The 17,207-nt window shown below is 40.9% G+C and carries 14 protein-coding genes and 1 pseudogene; 12 read left to right on the top strand and 3 right to left on the bottom strand.

Going from position 1 to position 17,207, the window contains the following annotated elements:
• Entirely contained in the window at window positions 1–783 is a 783-nt protein-coding gene (locus tag DW183_RS02140; RefSeq protein ID WP_118280424.1) for an SGNH/GDSL hydrolase family protein, read from the top strand.
• Window positions 784–1,271: 488 nt separating this feature from the next.
• On the opposite strand, the gene DW183_RS02130 is transcribed toward DW183_RS02140, so the two are convergent.
• Window positions 1,272–2,489, bottom strand: coding sequence for an AraC family transcriptional regulator (locus tag DW183_RS02130; protein ID WP_118280423.1), 1,218 nt, complete (start codon window positions 2,487–2,489; stop codon window positions 1,272–1,274).
• Between the two features lie 120 nt (window positions 2,490–2,609).
• On the opposite strand from DW183_RS02130, the gene DW183_RS02125 reads away from it, so the two are divergent.
• The 6 genes from DW183_RS02125 (at window position 2,610) to DW183_RS12830 (ending at window position 9,222) form a co-directional block, all read left to right on the top strand.
• Window positions 2,610–3,959 carry an MFS transporter gene (locus DW183_RS02125; protein WP_118280422.1) on the top strand — a complete coding sequence of 450 codons (1,350 nt, stop codon included), beginning with the start codon at window positions 2,610–2,612 and terminating at the stop codon, window positions 3,957–3,959.
• Window positions 3,960–3,972: 13 nt separating this feature from the next.
• A complete protein-coding gene (locus DW183_RS02120) occupies window positions 3,973–6,300 on the top strand; it encodes a glycoside hydrolase family 2 TIM barrel-domain containing protein (RefSeq protein ID WP_118280421.1) in 2,328 nt (775 codons plus the stop codon).
• A gap of 326 nt (window positions 6,301–6,626) precedes the next feature.
• Entirely contained in the window at window positions 6,627–8,120 is a 1,494-nt protein-coding gene (locus DW183_RS02115) for a family 43 glycosylhydrolase (RefSeq protein ID WP_118280420.1), read from the top strand.
• A 245-nt stretch (window positions 8,121–8,365) separates the two neighbouring features.
• Window positions 8,366–8,710, top strand: coding sequence for a DUF4143 domain-containing protein (locus DW183_RS12835; protein ID WP_243069494.1), 345 nt, complete (start codon window positions 8,366–8,368; stop codon window positions 8,708–8,710).
• Window positions 8,691–8,930: a hypothetical protein gene (locus DW183_RS12610; RefSeq protein WP_243069493.1), complete on the top strand. Its 240-nt coding sequence runs from the start codon at window positions 8,691–8,693 to the stop codon at window positions 8,928–8,930. The genes DW183_RS12835 and DW183_RS12610 overlap by 20 nt, the downstream gene beginning before the upstream one ends.
• Before the next feature lie 79 nt (window positions 8,931–9,009).
• Window positions 9,010–9,222: a DNA alkylation repair protein gene (locus DW183_RS12830; RefSeq protein WP_118280419.1), complete on the top strand. Its 213-nt coding sequence runs from the start codon at window positions 9,010–9,012 to the stop codon at window positions 9,220–9,222.
• Between the two features lie 28 nt (window positions 9,223–9,250).
• On the opposite strand, the pseudogene DW183_RS02100 reads toward DW183_RS12830, so the two are convergent.
• Window positions 9,251–9,409 (bottom strand): annotated as a pseudogene (locus DW183_RS02100) (PrgI family protein); the annotation flags it as partial.
• 31 nt (window positions 9,410–9,440) lie between these two features.
• Between DW183_RS02100 and DW183_RS02095 the strand changes: the two are divergent.
• Entirely contained in the window at window positions 9,441–9,578 is a 138-nt protein-coding gene (locus tag DW183_RS02095; protein ID WP_243069491.1) for a hypothetical protein, read from the top strand.
• Between the two features lie 30 nt (window positions 9,579–9,608).
• Window positions 9,609–10,511 carry a hypothetical protein gene (locus tag DW183_RS02090; protein WP_118280418.1) on the top strand — a complete coding sequence of 301 codons (903 nt, stop codon included), beginning with the start codon at window positions 9,609–9,611 and terminating at the stop codon, window positions 10,509–10,511.
• A gap of 18 nt (window positions 10,512–10,529) precedes the next feature.
• Here DW183_RS02090 and DW183_RS02085 read toward each other — a convergent pair whose 3' ends face one another.
• Entirely contained in the window at window positions 10,530–11,723 is a 1,194-nt protein-coding gene (locus DW183_RS02085; RefSeq protein WP_118280417.1) for a helix-turn-helix domain-containing protein, read from the bottom strand.
• 122 nt (window positions 11,724–11,845) lie between these two features.
• Here DW183_RS02085 and DW183_RS02080 point away from each other — a divergent pair, with 122 nt between their 5' ends.
• From DW183_RS02080 to DW183_RS02070, 3 genes are read left to right on the top strand one after another with little or no spacing between them, the layout of a single operon-like run.
• Window positions 11,846–13,165, top strand: a complete 1,320-nt coding sequence (locus DW183_RS02080) for a glycoside hydrolase family 1 protein (RefSeq protein ID WP_118280698.1) — start codon at window positions 11,846–11,848, stop codon at window positions 13,163–13,165.
• Window positions 13,166–13,175: 10 nt separating this feature from the next.
• On the top strand, window positions 13,176–14,867 hold the full coding sequence (locus tag DW183_RS02075) for an MFS transporter (RefSeq protein WP_158572997.1): 1,692 nt from the start codon (window positions 13,176–13,178) through the stop codon (window positions 14,865–14,867).
• Between the two features lie 3 nt (window positions 14,868–14,870).
• Window positions 14,871–17,207 carry a glycoside hydrolase family 2 TIM barrel-domain containing protein gene (locus DW183_RS02070; RefSeq protein ID WP_118280415.1) on the top strand — a complete coding sequence of 779 codons (2,337 nt, stop codon included), beginning with the start codon at window positions 14,871–14,873 and terminating at the stop codon, window positions 17,205–17,207.

Raw genomic sequence — 17,207 nt, 5'->3', positions numbered from 1 at the left:
ATGGATAACAAATGTTTTGAACTCGGCGCAAACGAACAGCCGTTGGATATTATCAAGGAAACATGCGGTTTTGCAGGCATATTCAAACAAATAGGAGTGATAGGGGATTCTTTGGCGTCGGGTGAGTTCGAAAGCCACGACGAAAACGGCAACATAGTTTATACCGATATGTACGAGTATTCGTGGCCCGCTGTTTTGGAACGCATTACGGGGACGAAGTACAACAATTATTCTCGCGGTGGAATGACCGCGCGTGAGTATATGCAAAGTTGGGCGGATACAAACGGATTTTGGCAATGGAATCAAGCGTATATCATTGCGCTGGGCAATAACGATTCGTTTGTCTTCGGACATCCGTTGGGAAGCGTCAAGGACGTTAACGCAGAATGTCCGCAGGATAACGCCGATACGTTCTTCGGCAATATGGGCAAAATCGTTTGCAAACTTAAAACGATCGAGCCAAATGCGCGTATTTTTGTCGTTACTCCGCAACTTCGCGGTGAAGACTGCGATAAAGATATTCGTTATATCGCAAGCGAACTTGCCAAATTGTGCGATATGTTTGACTTTACGTACTTGCTGGATATGACTGCGCATGCGCCCGTATACGATGCCGAAATGCGTAAGTCGTTCGGGCTGGGCTTCCATCCGAACCCGATGGGGTACTATGCTTACGCATTGATGGTGGCTAATTATATCGATTACGTTATACGTAGTAACCCTCGGGAATTTGCAACGATACCGTTTGTCGGTACGTCGCTCAAAAACAAAGATTACAAATAGTATGTATTTGCTGAAATGAAAAGTGTTGGCGTAAGTTTTAGTAGATAAGAGAAGGGATATGACACATTTAAACCATTTAAGTTTATAGGTGGTGTCGCTAAGGGGTATGCTTGGAGTACGGCAATCGGATTTCGGGCAGTGGACGGACTCAAACCATTAAAATATTTGATTGATACCGCCATTCAGAATATTGAAGGCAAGATTACGATGAAAGAAGCGCAGTTGTGGAGCTTTTTGAACTGAAAGGTTCAGGTGCTTCAAAACTTCTTTCCAATTTGGTGCAGGCGGATATTATTGAACCAGTGTCCGGTCACGGAAAAGGAAGATATAAATCAAGAAGTAATTAGAAATTCCAAGGAACGATGGCTATGAAGAATAAAGTAGAAAAGTCCTCGTCAATACCACTAGTGCCATTCTTTTATGCTAGGAGAAGGTGGAATCTTGTTATTTTATAGGAGATGGCAGAGGCATGCATGCTTCTGCCATCTTTAGGTTTGTGGGTATTGATTCGGAATTGAAGTGCCCAGACTTTTTTTTCTATATTGTAGAGGGGTGATATTATAGTGTTTCTTAAAGGATCTCTGAAAATGGCTCTGGTTAGCAAATGTTAACAAGGATGCTATTTCTGAAAGAGATTTGTCGGAATGAGCTAGTAGAATCTTCGATTCCTCGAGCTTCGTACGGATAATAAATTCCCCTGGTGTAAATCCAAGCTCTTCGTGAAAAAGTTTGCTTGTATGTGATCGACTATAGCCCAATTGTTGAGCAACATCATCTACAGTGAGGCTCGAATACACATTTTGGCGTATGAAATGAATACTTGAGAGCAGTGACTGATCAAGATTTTGGGGTAGCGGAATAGAGTGGACTTTCTCTGCAAAGAAAAGAGCGCAGCGTCCGATTAAAAAGTCAATTTGTTCAATATCTTCAAGCTTTGTAATGTCGGAGTAATAATTTGCAACAATCTCGCTACATTCCTTTAATGGTATTCCTCCTCGTCTGGCTGCCTCTGCAAACAGAGCGATAGAATAGTATCCAATCTGCTTATGTTGCATAATACTGTTCTCCCCCCACGGAAGTTCTGTGTATGCCTCTGGGGAGCAAAGGTATTCCATAACAGAATGGATATTACCAGTTTCTATGTACATAATAATTGAATCTGGCTCGATAAGCATGGAAGAGAAATCCTCGTTGAATGATTGTTTCTTCATATATGTTTGATTGGAGGTGTCGGACAAAGTGTCATTTTGCAGGCGGAAAAAATCATTCCTAGTAATATCATCCTGGTTAAAAATGTATTGCAGAAATAAAAGTCTGTCAATGAAGTCAAGCTGCGTATAGAGTGGTATAGTTTTATATATTCTTTCAATTGGTTTACGTTTCACAGCAGGCACCTTCATTTGGTAAAAAAGATAAGAAAGCTGATTATCTGATAATGGGAGCGAAGAAATAGGACCTATAAGAAGTTTATATTCGGTATCTTTTATAGAAATACTTCCCCAGAAGAAATTGTCTTTGGTTTGATAGTATGAGATTGAGTTACCAACGAAATTGGGGTTTTGTAATACCTCATGAGGATGATATGTCATTAATTCTGTTGGAATTGAAGATATCAGTTTTTCAGATTCATATAAATAAACAGGTATCCGGAAAATATTATATGAGTATTTACATATGGATTCCAAATTATGCTCTGACCAGTTCATTATTAATTCCCCCTAATAAGATAATAGTACAATAAAAGAGACGATTGTGCAATATTAAAAATATTAGATCTGATATATATAGAATAAAATAAAGATGTTCGTATACTGTAGGAGGTCAAAATGAGCGAGAAAAAAATAACAATGTTTCAAAAAGTGGTATGGAATTTGCCATCTCTAACATCGAATGGATTGTGGGGAATAATGGCGGGATATCTGACATATTATCTGACGCAGAGTGTGCTTTTATCATCGGCATCTGTTGGAGGAATCCTGATGGCATCAAAAATATTTGATGGTTTTACAGATTTAATTGCAGGATACATTATCGAAAAAACAAATTCGAAATGGGGAAAGGGACGTCCATATTCATTATTTGCTTCTGTCGCGTGGGTATTTATTATTCTAATTTTTGCTGTACCAAGTTTCTTTAGTACAACAGCAAAACTCACATACGTTTTTGTATGTTATACGCTTATCAATTCTGTAGCATTAACATTTTTTAACTGTTCTGAACAGGTTTATATGCTTAGGGCTATGCCAAATGAGAAGGATAAGTCATCTACTCTTGCAATAGGTGGAGCAATTGTAACCTATGGAAGCACAATACTTGCAATTGCAATGCCTATAATTATTACCACGTTATGTGCTAAAAAGCAGGGATGGACTGTTTTGGCTTTGGCAATGGGTATTCCTTCTATCATTTTAGCTGCACTCAGATTTGTTTTTGTAAAAGAAATTCCATTTACAAATGAAACAAATGATACTGCTAAAAAAACAAAGGTTTCTGTATTGGATATGATCAAGCATATTATTGGCAATAAATATGTATTGATCTGTCTTGGATTAGTATTCTTTTATTATTTTAATTCAAATTTGGGAACAATTGTAACAGGCTATTACTTTACATATAACGTCGGTAATCTTACATTATTATCAATCATCAGTGCGACTGCATTAATAACCCCAATTTTTCTTTTGTTTATTCCTAAAATGCTTGAAAAGTGGGGAAAAACTAAGGTTCTTAAGATGGGATTGTTATGTAATTTAATTGCATGTATTGTGAGAGCGTTAGCACCATTAAATCTTGTACTTTATGCAATAACTTCCCTTGTATGTTCATTTGGAACACTTCCTATGGTTTATTTTATTGGATTATTGCTTATGGATTGCATGGACTATGGCGAATGGAAAATGAAATACCGGGTTGAAAGTGCTTATTCAGCGGTGAGCAGTGCAGGCCAAAAAATTTCAGCCGGAGTGGCAAGTGGTGTGGCTGGACTTATCATGGGAGCAACAGGATTTGTTAGTGGTGCAGACACACAGAGCACTTTGGCAATGGCAGGAATCAAGGGATTAACCATTTATGCACCTATTATCGTGGGAGTAATACTGTTTGTTCTTATCAGTGTTTATAAACTGGACGACAAAATGGATCAAATCAAAAAAGAGATTGGACAAAACAGAGAATAGTAGAGAGAAAAAAATGGAATTAGATTTCAATAGAGATTGGCTTTTGATGAAAGAGGATGGGTCTAGTTGTCATGTTAATTTGCCACATGATGCAATGATTCATGAACAAAGAAGTTTTTCAAATAGAAATGGTGATAAGACAGGATTTTTTCCGGGCGGGAAATATGTCTATAAGAAGGAATTTTCGCTTGATAGCAGAAGTTCGGATGAGCAGATAATAATACATTTTAATGGGGTATACGGTCGAACTAAGCTTCTATTAAACGGGCAAAATGTAGGAAATCATTTGTATGGATACACTCCATTTGATGTGGACATAACGGATGCAAGTGTTGATGGGCAAAATGTTTTGGAAGTCATTGTTGATAATACACTCGTTCCCAATACCAGATGGTATTCCGGCAGCGGAATCTATAGAATGGTAACACTGATTAGGAGAGATAGAACACATATTGATGATGTTCGAATCAATACAGTTTGTATCAATCCCCCTACTATTCATGTTTCATGTAACATGAAGAATGCAAATGTAATAATAATAGATGCGGATGGTAAGATTGTAGCTGAAGGACCACTCGGTGACCTTGTGATTGAAAATGCTAATTTGTGGAGTTCAAAAACACCGTATTTATATACCTGTCAGATTAGCACTGAGTCTGAATATGTAGAGAAGAAGTTTGGAATTCGTGAGCTGAAGTGGAGTTCAGAGAAGGGGTTAACAATCAACGGACAGGTTGAAAAGTTAAGAGGTGGATGTATCCATCATGATAATGGTGTGATAGGAGCCTGTGCATTCAAAGATGCAGAATATCGTAAGGTTCGGATACTAAAGGAAGCTGGATATAACGCAATTCGTTCGTCACACAATCCTTGTTCTGAAAGCTTACTAGATGCTTGCGATGAGCTTGGAATGTATGTACTAGATGAAGCGTTTGATGGGTGGTATATGCCAAAGAATCATCATGACTATAGCAGAGTATTTTGGGATGAGTATAAAAGTGATTTATCGACAATGGTAGAGAGAGATTATAACCATCCTTCTGTCATTATATATTCTATAGGCAATGAGGTTAGTGAAGTTGGTACGGAAGAAGGAATTAAGCTGGCTTCAGAAATGACAGAATTTGTAAGGAAGCTGGATAGTTCAAGACCAGTAACCTGTGGAATAAATATTATGCTCACTGTCTGGGCAAAACAGGGAATGGGAATATATAGAGATGAAGCCGAATATGTAGCTGAACCATTACCAGAATTAGATTATGTTGAAGAAAAGAAATCGGGTTCCGCTTTCTTTAATGCTCTTGCACAGAAATTGGGATCTCTAATGTCAACCCAGACCAAGACAAAAAAGGCGGGAGTTGTTGTGGATGGGATAGCAGGTTCCTTTGATGTATTGGGATTAAATTATGGGCAATGCAGATATGATATGGAACTTAAAAATCATCCAGAACGAATATTGCTTGGTACGGAAACATATATTGGTGATTTGGCTTATAATTGGTCAAGAGTGATGAGTTCAAATGTCTTAATTGGCGACTTTTGCTGGACCGCTATGGATTATATCGGAGAAGCAGGAATTGGCGCATGGCAGTATGAATCGAGTAAAGAGATGCCACTTTTAGCCGGAAGTGGAGCAATTGATATCCTAGGAAATGCAGATGCACAAAATGGATTTCAAAAGGTGGTTTGGGGACTGGAAGATATATATATTGGCGTTCGACCGGTTAATATGAGTTCACAGAAAGTCTTAAAGAAAGCATGGAGATTTACGGATGCCATACCTAGCTGGAACTGGCCCGGGTATGAAGGCGAGAAGGCTCATGTTGAAGTCTACAGTAATGGAAGCTATGTAAAGCTTGAATTAAATGGAAAGACACTTGGAAAGAAGAGAGTTAAGGGCTATCGCACTGATTTTGTCTGCAAATATGATAAGGGGACGCTCACTGCAATATCCTATGATCTTCTGGGGAAGGAATTAGCTAGGACGGTGCTTTCTTCTGGCCACGGTATCTCAGAATTAAGTGTGAAAGCTGAGAAAAAAAACATGAAAGCAAATGGACAGGATTTGAATTACATTATTCTGGAGTCCATAGACGAAGCAGGAATATGGTGCCCCGCAGATGAAAAAGAGTTGACGGTTTCAATAGAAGGTCCTGCAGTGATTCAAGGCATAGGTACAGCGAAGCCCTACTCTAATCGCTCTTTTACGGATAATGCGCAGAAGACCTATCAGGGCAGATGTCAGATTGTGATAAGATCTTTATATGAGCCAGGAGAAGTTACTATACATATCAAGACAGCGGATGGGATGGATAAGACGGTAAGGATGGATGTGATGTGATTGGGGGAGGTGGAAAGTTGCGTTATTCCATACGCCAGCAAGAAGTGATGGTTTATAGATAAACTAAAATGTGTTAGGAATAAACCTGTTCGATATGATATAGAGTGAATTAAGGAATAATCCAAAGGAGACGTGGAACTGTCCGGTCGTATTTTATACGGGAACAAAGTATGAGAGTGAAGCATATCAGAGCATGGTAACAAGGTTATTGGAACTTCAGAAAAAATGGGTATCGGAGTCATTAATTTATGGGATGATGAGGAAATGAGTCAGGTATCCGAAACAGATTATGCACAATTTGAGTAAGAAGAAAGTAAGGAGGCAAAATGAAGAAGCAGGTATTTAATCCATATCTCCCGTTAGACACTTACATTCCGGACGGAGAACCACATGTGTTTGGTAATAGAGTTTATATTTATGGCAGCCATGATAAGGAGGGCGGGGACTGTTTTTGTCTTCTCGATTATGAAGCGTGGTCTGCACCAGTTGATGACTTAACAGATTGGCGTTGTGAGGGAATAATTTATCAAGCCAAGCAATGCAGACATTACTGTGAGGAACGGCAGGATATGTATGCGCCGGATGTCGTGCAGGGAAATGACGGACGCTATTATCTGTACTATGATTTATCAGGTCGGGGAGACCATGGATTTGATGGACCGATTTCTGTGGCAGTGTGTGATACACCCGCCGGTAAATATGAATATTATGGAGATGTCTGCTATCCGGACGGAAGACCTATGCAACGGTTTATTCCCTTTGACCCAGCGGTTATAAATGATAACGGGCATATTTACCTTACATATGGATGGGGACTTGGAATGGATACGCATGCACCAGTGATGAGGAAAATCATGCCGGGCATCATGAGCAAGGTTTTTAACAAAACAGTGGAAGAAATCAGGCAGGAAGAACCGCAGAGCATTTTAGGAGCAAATTTTGTGGAATTGTGTGGTGACATGCTTACAGTAAAAAGTGAGCCGGTAAGAATTCTGCCTGCACTCAACAATGCGAAAAAGGGCAGTGAACTGCGGAAACATAGCTTTTTTGAAGCAGCTTCCTTACGTAAATTTGGAGATTTGTATTATTTTATCTATTCTTCTCATGTCAACCATGAACTATGCTATGCAACCAGTAAATATCCGGATCATGGATATAAATACCGGGGTGTCATTGTATCGAATGGTGATATTGGTTATCATGGCAGAAGTGCGAAGGATCGCCTTGCTGCTACGGGAACCAATCACGGAAGCATTGAGTACATCAATGGAAAATATTATATTTTTTATCATCGACTGACACATAATACCGCTTTTTCCAGACAGGGATGTGCAGAAGAAATAAAAATCTTGCCGGATGGTACCATTAAACAGGTGGAGATGACAAGTTGTGGTTTAAACGGAGAACCGCTTGTGACAGAAGGAAAATATCCGGCAGCAATTTGCTGTAACTTGACCAACGGAAAAATGCCACATTTAAGTAATGTGCAAAAAGGAAAATATTCACCTAACGTCAATCACGAGGGGAATACGCGCTTTGTCAAGGATCTGGAAAATAAAACACTGGTCGGATATAAATACTTTGCTTTTAGTGGAAAAACAAATGTAAAGGTTGTGACGCGGGGAGCTTCCGGTATATTTTGTGTGATGACAGAACCGGGAAAGATCATTGCAGAAATTCCGTTAGAAGCTTCTGGCGAATGGAAAGAGAGCAAAAGTGTATCGTTTATGGCAGAAGGAGTGAAACCATTGTATTTTGAATACAGGGGAAGAGGAAAAGCAGATTTTCTGAAATTTATTTTGACGGGAAGAGAATCATGATGGACAGTTGCGTTGGTGCGAGGAATACATTCGCCTACAGATCGAAGCACTAGTAGAGCAGTTTGGACTTGAACATTTGAGAAGAGAGCAGTGAAGAATTATATGAATCAATTAAAGAAAAAATTTTATAAGGTTCCTATCTTTATAAAGATCAGGAAGCAAAGTACGATTATATAGCTGATGTGTTTGATACACTGATAGTGCGTGATATACGCAAAAAATACAAGATAAGAAATACGCAGCTGATGGATAGAATTGTGGATTTTCTTATGGACAATGTGTCTAATCTTTCTTCTGCGCGTAACATTACCAATACTCTCGGAAGCATGCAGGAGAAGATACACCATACGACAGTTGGTAATTATATGCAATACCTGTGCAATGCATTCGCGTTCTACAAGGTTAGGAGATATGATATTAAGGGGAAAAAGTATTTATCGAGCAACAACAAATACTATTTGAGTGACCATACTTTCCGTTATGCAAAGCTTGGAACAAAAAATATGGATTATGGACGCATATTGGAGAATATCGTGGCTGTTGAGCTTTTGCGTAGAGGATATGAGGTTTATGTGGGTATATTATATTAAGAAGGAAATAGATTTTGTCGCAGTAAAGCGGAGTGAGAAAATCTATATTCAGGTATCTGATAATATCAGTGAAGAAAAGACCTTTGAAAGAGAGGTAGTTCCACTTTTGCAGATTAAGGATGCATACCCTAAGTATGTGATAGCCAGAACCAGGCATGATGAATACCAGTATGAGGGAATAAAGGTTATTGATATTGCGGATTGGTTGTTGGATAAATAATTCTATTAGCCAAAAATGAAAAAAATAAGAAATTGGCTAATAGAACAAAGCGAACCAAATAAAGGATAAGGTATAAGGCATTGGTAATATTCGTAAGCGTTTTGTAACGTACAAGCAGGCTGCAGAATTATATAGCATCGGTTGGAGTTTGAGAGATTATTCTAAGACAAACCCTGATTGGGTAAGAAATTTTGTTGAAAGTATTCATAATGTTTATAATCACATACAGCAAAGTTTAGAAGATGAAGAAGATAATTTACCAAGAGGACGTACTTATCTAAATCCTTGGTAATGCACAAAACGATGTGGCACTGTCAGTTATAGGTGTTTGTAGAGTGAACTACCAACTTCTTGGGCATAAGAAATTCAGACTTAATCCACGCCCATATAAATTTCTCCGCTGTCATTCCGTTGTATTTCACAAATCCGAGAGCCGCAAACGGTGCTGCTCCCAAAATACACACCCACGATACTGTTTCTGATAATAGAAATCTTCATATAAGTGGACTTTTGAATGAAGAAAAAGTGGACATTCAAGACAAAAAAGTGGATATTGGAAGTGTGCTTTTCGGAAAAGGCAGTAATTTCTCAGTAAAAACGACGGTTCATATTCATAGACTTTTTGAAAAGGGATATGTTAAAATATAAGAATCATTGCAAAATAAAAGGAGCAGGCACATGAGAAAATATATCAAGCGTTTAAAAGCGAGAATTGCCTTGAACAAAAAGCAGTTTATTACATATTCCATACTCAGAACTCTGGTCATTTTGACAGCAGTACGCTGCATTTTTACACGGAATTACGAGAGTCTGGCGATATGTATTCTTTCTCTTATCCTGTTTCTCCTGCCATCCCTTTTTGAGCAGCTTTTGAAGGTGGAGATTCCGCCGGTATTTCAGATGATCATTTATGTATTCATCTACGCGGCAGAAATCTTGGGAGAAGTCAACAAATATTACACGGCGATTCCGGGATGGGACACCATGTTACATACCATCAACGGTTTCCTGTGTGCGGCGATCGGCTTTTCTCTTTTCAACATCTTAAACCGCGGTAGCAAATCCATGCAGTTGTCACCCTTTTATCTGGCAATCGTCGCCTTTTGCTTTTCTATGACGGTGGGTGTTATCTGGGAGTTCGTCGAATTTACCTTTGATCAGGTATTTCTCTTGGATATGCAAAAAGATTTCATTGTCTCAAATATTGGTTCCGTGACTTTGGACGAAAGCAAAACCCAGACCCCGGTGCGGATCTATGATATTACAAAGACGATCATAGAAACAAAAAATGGAGATACCTATGTAGTGGATGGCGGTTATCTGGATATCGGAATCATTGACACCATGAAAGACCTTATAGTCAATTTTGTCGGTGCCCTTGTCTTTAGCGTGATCGGCTATTTTTATGAGGCAAAGCATAAAGCAAAATCGCTTGCAAAGGATCTTTTGATCGAGCCATTGACGGAAGATGCGATCAAAGAATACGATGACGATATTGAAAAGAGTGTCAACAGCAAGGGCATCAGAAACATCCATGACTCTGGAGGCTATGGCTGCCAGCGAGGACACCATCAACGCTGAAATGGAAGGTATCGAGGCTTAGGCTCGTTGATTTCGGTATTGCAGAGGTGTGATGCCGTAGTGTTTTTTGAACACATTTTGAAAATAACTCTGACTGGAGAAGCAAAGATAGCTGCTGATCTCACCAAGCGATTTGTCTGTATATCGCAGGAGAGAGGCAGCTTCTTTCATGCGCCGCAGGGTTATGTAGTCGTTTACAGACATACCGGTTTCCTCCTTGAAATGGCGGAGCAGGGAGGAACGACTATGGGAAGAATGCGCTACAACATCAGAAACACCAATGGGCTGGTTGATATGTGTTGTGATATATTGCAGGCACTGCTTGGTATCAGCAGAGATCGTCCGGGGGGATTTCTGCATGGCTACACGGTTGGCAAAATCCATGGTCATATTGTATTGGAGATTTTTGACCGCATCTTCACTTTGCAGTTTTTCACATTCCTGTGTATAGGTATCAATCAACTGATAGGTCTCTTCAATGTCCATGCCGCCTGGAATGGCAGCGTCTTTACCAACACTGACAACCAGTCCGATCAATAAATTCTTAGCCTGTCGCAAGGGAGTTTCCGCCAGTTTTCCTTCTTTGACATTCAATGTTTTGGCGGTTCTTAGTAAAAAATTCTCCAGACCGATTACATCGCCCTGACGGACCAGGGACAGCATCTGTTGCTCAAAGAGGTAGGTGCCATGCTGTGCTTGTTCTTCTCTTGCTGTGTAGGCACGTTCTGCCTGTTGTTTTCCGATCTCTAACTGATATTTCGTATCGGTCAGACGAAAGGCTTCGTTTAAATCTAGTTTTTCCCCATTGAGAATAAAATGCAAAAAAAGTAAAAGTTCCAGAAATTGATTATATGTATACAAGGGAATAGCGGTTAAAAAGGATGCAATCTCGTCATATCTTGCTATTGGCAGACCATTCTTGGTCATATAGGAACGGATGAAAGATCTGTCAGGAGGCGTGCTATAGGCAGGCCCTAAGATGAAAAAATGCTGTTTGTCTTTGCAGACGACATAGCCATAGTACCCGGTGTCTGAGGATACATAGACGGATGGTGAGGAAGCATCACATAGTTTTGGCGTGACGAAAGGATAAGGATCCGTATTGTCATAAAATCCGGCAGAACACACATATTGATGACCTTTGTACAAGGCAATGGGCAGATAGTGGGCAGCAAAAAACATTTCGCAAAAGTTGGAATAATCATCTATCATAGTAAAAACCTCCTGATTCAAATATACAATAGAATGTACGATATTACAATACAGAGGCGTGGAGATTTCTTATACTGATAGAAAAAGAAGGGAAAAGGGGATCCCGGAAAGGGTGAATGTATATGGGAAAAGAGGGCTTTTCAGAAGGGTTTTTATGGGGAGCATCATCTGCAGCAGCGCAGATAGAGGGAGGCTGGCAGGAAGATGGGAGAACGCCGAGTATTTGGGATATTGCCAAGCCAAAGCAGATCAAACATGGGGAAAACTGTCATGAAAGCTGCGATCATTATCATCATTGGAAAGAAGACGTGGCTCTGATGAAGAAGATGGGGCTTAAGGCATACCGGTTTTCTATCAGTTGGTCTCGTGTGATACCGGAAGAGGGAAAGGTAAATCCAAAGGGAATTCAATTTTATTCGGATTTGGTGGATGAACTGCTTGCAGCAGGAATCGAACCCTTGGTTACAATTTTTCACTGGGATATGCCGGTATGGATGCTGAAAAAAGGAGGCTGGTTATCGTCCAAAATCATTCCGGCGTTTCAGGATTATACCAGGGTGGCAGTGGAGGCGCTTTCAGATCGGGTAAAGTGGTGGATCGTCATGAATGAACCGGGCTGTTTTATCATGAATGGTTATATGCAGGGAGAACATGCGCCTTTCAAACATCGCTATCTGGCGTTGTCGCGACTGACACGCAATTGTATGTTGGCACATGCCGAGGGGGTCAAAACGGTCAGAGCGTATGCAAAGCAGCCGGTCAAGATCGGGATCGCACTTTCAACTGGTGCGTATGTTCCCGACACAGAGTGTCCTAGCGACATACAAAGAGCGCGCGAACTTAGTATGGATAAAGGAAATGGTCTGATGGGGAATAAATGGTGGATGGATCCGATCCTTGCCGGAAAGCCGGTGCGTGCCTATGGTATTTATGCATCACATCAGAAAGATATGGAAGCCATCTATCAGGAATTGGATTTCGTCGGATTAAATATCTATACATCCTATAATTATGCAGAATGGGGTGCAGAAAGACAGGAAGCAAAGCCCGGAACACCGCGCAATTCCCTCGGTTGGGTCATTGATGAACGCGTTATGTACTGGAATGTACGTTTCGTGTACGAACGATATCATCTGCCTATCATGATCACAGAAAATGGTGTTGCTGAACACGATGTTGTAAGTATCGATGGTGCCGTCCATGATCCGCAGAGATGTGATTTTATCTATCGTTATCTTGGACAGTTAAAGCGTGCAGCCAGTGAAGGGATTCCGATTTTGGGATATTGTCATTGGTCTGTTATGGATAACTTTGAATGGGCGGAAGGCTATGATCCACGGTTTGGTCTGGTCTATGTAGATTATCCGACGCAAAAAAGAATTGTTAAGGATTCTGCGTGGGAATACAAGAAAATAATAGAAAGCAATGGAAGTATTTTGTAGGGGGTTACACATGAAAAAAGAAGTTAGGTTATTAGATCATGGATTGTTTGAAAAGCCTTTTATGGATTCAAAGGCACGTACAAGAGCAGTATCGACAAAAGAGATTGCCTTTGGACATTTGATAGGACCACTGGGGTTGATCTTAATTGTTAACACGATTGCAGCACTGGTAGAAAAATTCTTCACACAGCAGACAGGTGCTATGTATGGTACGGCAAATGTGAATATGATTCGTATTATGGGTAGTCGTTATGAAGTTGTTATGACTGTGGCAAAGATCCTTGCAGTCGGTATGGGGCTCTTAAACGGATGGCTGGTTCAGCATACACATTCGAAACAGGGAAGACTGCGTCCCTGGTATCTGATTTTTGGTTTTTGTTCGATTATTATTGGTGCTCTGATTTTTCAGTTTGCAGGACCGAATGATCTGGGAGAAGCTTACTGGTATTACTTTTTCTTTTTACTGATCTGTTATCATACCGTGGGTTCCAGTTATTTCTTTGTCTTTAAAGATACGATCGTTTCGTTGACATCGCGAAATCCATCGGAGAAGATGCGCTTGAAATTTGTCCGTCAGTTATGCTGGACATTGATTTCCGGAATTTTAATTGGAATGATGGTTTCTATGGTCGTTCTCCCGATGTGGCTGGAAAATGACATTAGCGGTTACCCGCTACTGATGATCATCTTATCCGTGATTGCCATACCATTGCTTTTGCTGGAGTACTTCTACACCCGTGAGCGAATCACAGAGGATGTCACACAGGAATACGGAGATGAGAATAAGATTCCGTTAAAAGAACAGATGAAGGCTCTGTTTACCAACAAATATTATGTTTTGTTGACCATCATTGTAACGGTAGGAAGTATTGTTGATAATTTTAAGGGTGGTAATGTCCAGTACTTCTATATCAAGTTCTTATTGGGAGGCGCGGATAACCCGATCATGTTTACACTCTATCAGGTCGCAACCGGTATTCCGCTGGGGATAGGAGCCTTTGCTATTTATCCATTGGCAAAGAAGTTTGGGATAAAAAACGTATCCATTGTAGGATACATCTGTGTTCTGATAGGAAGTGTTGTTGGTCTACTGAACCCATCCAATATTCCGGTTGCAATTGCGGCTGGCTTCCTGCGCCAGACAGGTATGCTTCCAAATGCTTATGTGTTTGCAACACTTGTATGTTATGCCTATGACAGCGTGGAACATGATTCCGGTTATCGTCTGGAAGGCTTGCTTGGACCTGCCATTGTCCTTGCGGTCCAAACGATATTGACGGCTCCGTTCGCAGGAGGATATGAGTCCGGTATTTTAAAACTGGGATTTGTGGATGTTCAGGGCATTACACCGAACAGCGATGTACTTCAGTTTATGACTTTCGCATTTTATATGTTTGATATTGTGGCATCCATTATTTATATCGTACTTTTGCCGTTTGTTGATATTGAAAAGAAACTACCGCAGATTAACGAGGATTTGCGTGAACGCCAGAAGCAGATTGCCTTATCCAAAGGAGAAGAATGGATAGAACCGGAAGAAATTGCCAGACGGGAACGCGAAGAAGCTGATCGTATACAGGAACAGAACCGCATTCATGATTTAGAGGAGCGTTGCGCAAAGAAAGGACTGGACTTTGAGACAGAAAATCGAAAATATCTGGAGAAACAGTCAAGGAAGAAGAAAAGATTAGGAAAGAGGTAGGAAATGACATGTGATTTTAACGATGGCTGGTTGTTTCAGAAAGAAGGTCAGCCGGGGGAAAGTGTTGATCTGCCACATGATGCTATGATAACAGAAGTACGGAATGCCTCTTGCAGAAATGGCGTCAATACAGGTTTTTTCCCGGGAGGAAAATATGTCTATACCAAATATTGGAAAGTTAATCCGGAATGGTTAGAGAAGTCAGTCCGTATTCATTTTGAAGGGGTTTATCAGAATTGTCATGTCTTTTTAAATGAAGTGGAAGTTGGCAGCCATAAATATGGATATACGCCGTTTGACATTGATTTGACAGGGTGGTTGCAGGTTGGTGAGAATTGTCTGCGTCTTATGGTAGATAACTCTCTAGAACCCAACTGCCGTTGGTATTCGGGGGCAGGTATTTATCGCCCGGTGCAACTGATTGTGGAAGAGAAGCAGCATATTGAGCGAATTCGCGTGAAAACACTTGCAATCAATCCTGCGGTGATTTCTGTGGATGTTATAGGAGATAGTCTGGAGGCTGTGACCGTTTCCATTTGTGATAGAAGCCACATTCTATATGAGGGAGAACCTGGGAAAATTACACTACAGCAAGTACAATTATGGAGTGATGAAACGCCAAAACTATATACCTGTATTGCAAAATGTAAAACAGATGAAAAACGATTGGATTTTGGCATTCGTAAACTGGAATGGTCAGCAGAAAAAGGACTTTTGGTGAATGAAAAAGAAATACTGTTGCGAGGTGGCTGCATTCATCATGATCATGGTGTCCTGGGGGCGTGTGAATTTTGGGATGCGGAAGAACGACGTATCCGTATATTAAAGGATGCGGGATTCAATGCCATCCGCATGGCGCATCACCCTGCGTCACAGATTTTACTGTCTATTTGTGACAGACTCGGCATGTATGTTATGAACGAGACTTTTGATGGCTGGTATGTACCAAAGACATATCATGATTATGCCAGATATTTTGACGAATGTTGGAAAGCCGATGTTAGAAGCATGGTGGAATCTGCGGAAAACCACCCGAGCGTGATCATGTACTCTATTGGTAATGAGGTATCGGAGACAGCGACCCCAAAAGGCATTAAAGTCTGTCGGATGATACAGGATTATGTGCATGGATTAGATGACACGCGACCGGTAACAGCTGGTATCAATGTGCTGCTGAATGTGTATGCGCATATGGGGATCGGTGTCTATCGTGACAAGGGGGAATACCAGCCAAAACCTTTGCCACCGGGGAAAAGTTATCATGATAAAAAGTCGGGATCCGCTTTTTTTAATGCAATGGCACAAAAACTGGGTCCGCTCATGTTCTTTATGAGTAAAGGCAGACATGGGGATAAGGCGTGTGCGCCGGCGGGAGATGTATTAGATATCATAGGATTGAATTATGCGTCCTCGCGCTATGATGAAGATGCGAAAAAATACCCTGAGCGCATGATGGTTGGCAGTGAGACTATGGTGGCAGATTTACCTTATAATTGGAGTCGAGTGAAGAAATATCCGCAACTTGTCGGGGATTTCGTTTGGTCGGCATGGGATTATCTGGGAGAAGCCTGCATTGGAGATTGGACGTATCATTCCTACAAAGGTCTTCCTTTGCTGGCTGGTCAGGGGATGATTGATATTACGGGAAAAGCACTGGCATCCATGTATTACATGCAGATTGTATGGGGCTTGCGAAAGAAACCATTTATTGCTGTTAGTCCGCTGAATCATGCAGATGAGACGCCAACGAAAGGAGCCTGGCAGTTTACCAATGCAATTGATAGTTGGAGTTGGGAAGGCTATGAAGGTGTAAAAACGACGGTTGAGGTATATGCGGCGGGCGAGTCGGTTCGACTCTTTTTAAATGACAGACTGATTGGGTGTCGCAGGCTGAAAAAATTTAAGTCAAGTTTTTCCCTAGTCTACCAACCGGGAGTTTTACGGGCAGAGGCATTAGATACCAATGGAAATGTAATCGCGCAGCATTTCCTTGGAACAGCCCAAAAGGAGACGATTCTTTGGGCGGAAGCCGAGAAGAAAGAACTACGCGCCAACGGGCAGGATCTTTGCTATGTTCCAATTGAATTTACAGATAAGAAGCATTGTCTCAAGCCTTATATAGAGAAGCGTGTGGATATTGCGGTAGAGGGCTGTGTAAGTCTGGCTGGATTTGGCAGTGCCTTGTGTAAGACCAACGAGGTGTTTGACCGGAACCATCATATGGCATATCGGGGAAGATGTCTTGCTGTGCTTCGCGCAAAGAATGAGCAGGGGAAAGCCAAGGTTAGCATTTCCGCAGAGGGAGTGGAACCGGTAGTTATTAGATTGGAGGTAAAATAA

It is taken from the genome of Roseburia sp. AM16-25 (assembly GCF_003473825.1).
In the GTDB taxonomy this organism is placed as follows: Bacteria; Bacillota; Clostridia; order Lachnospirales; family Lachnospiraceae; genus Pararoseburia; species Pararoseburia lenta.
This window is presented reverse-complemented; position numbering and strand designations above follow the sequence as displayed.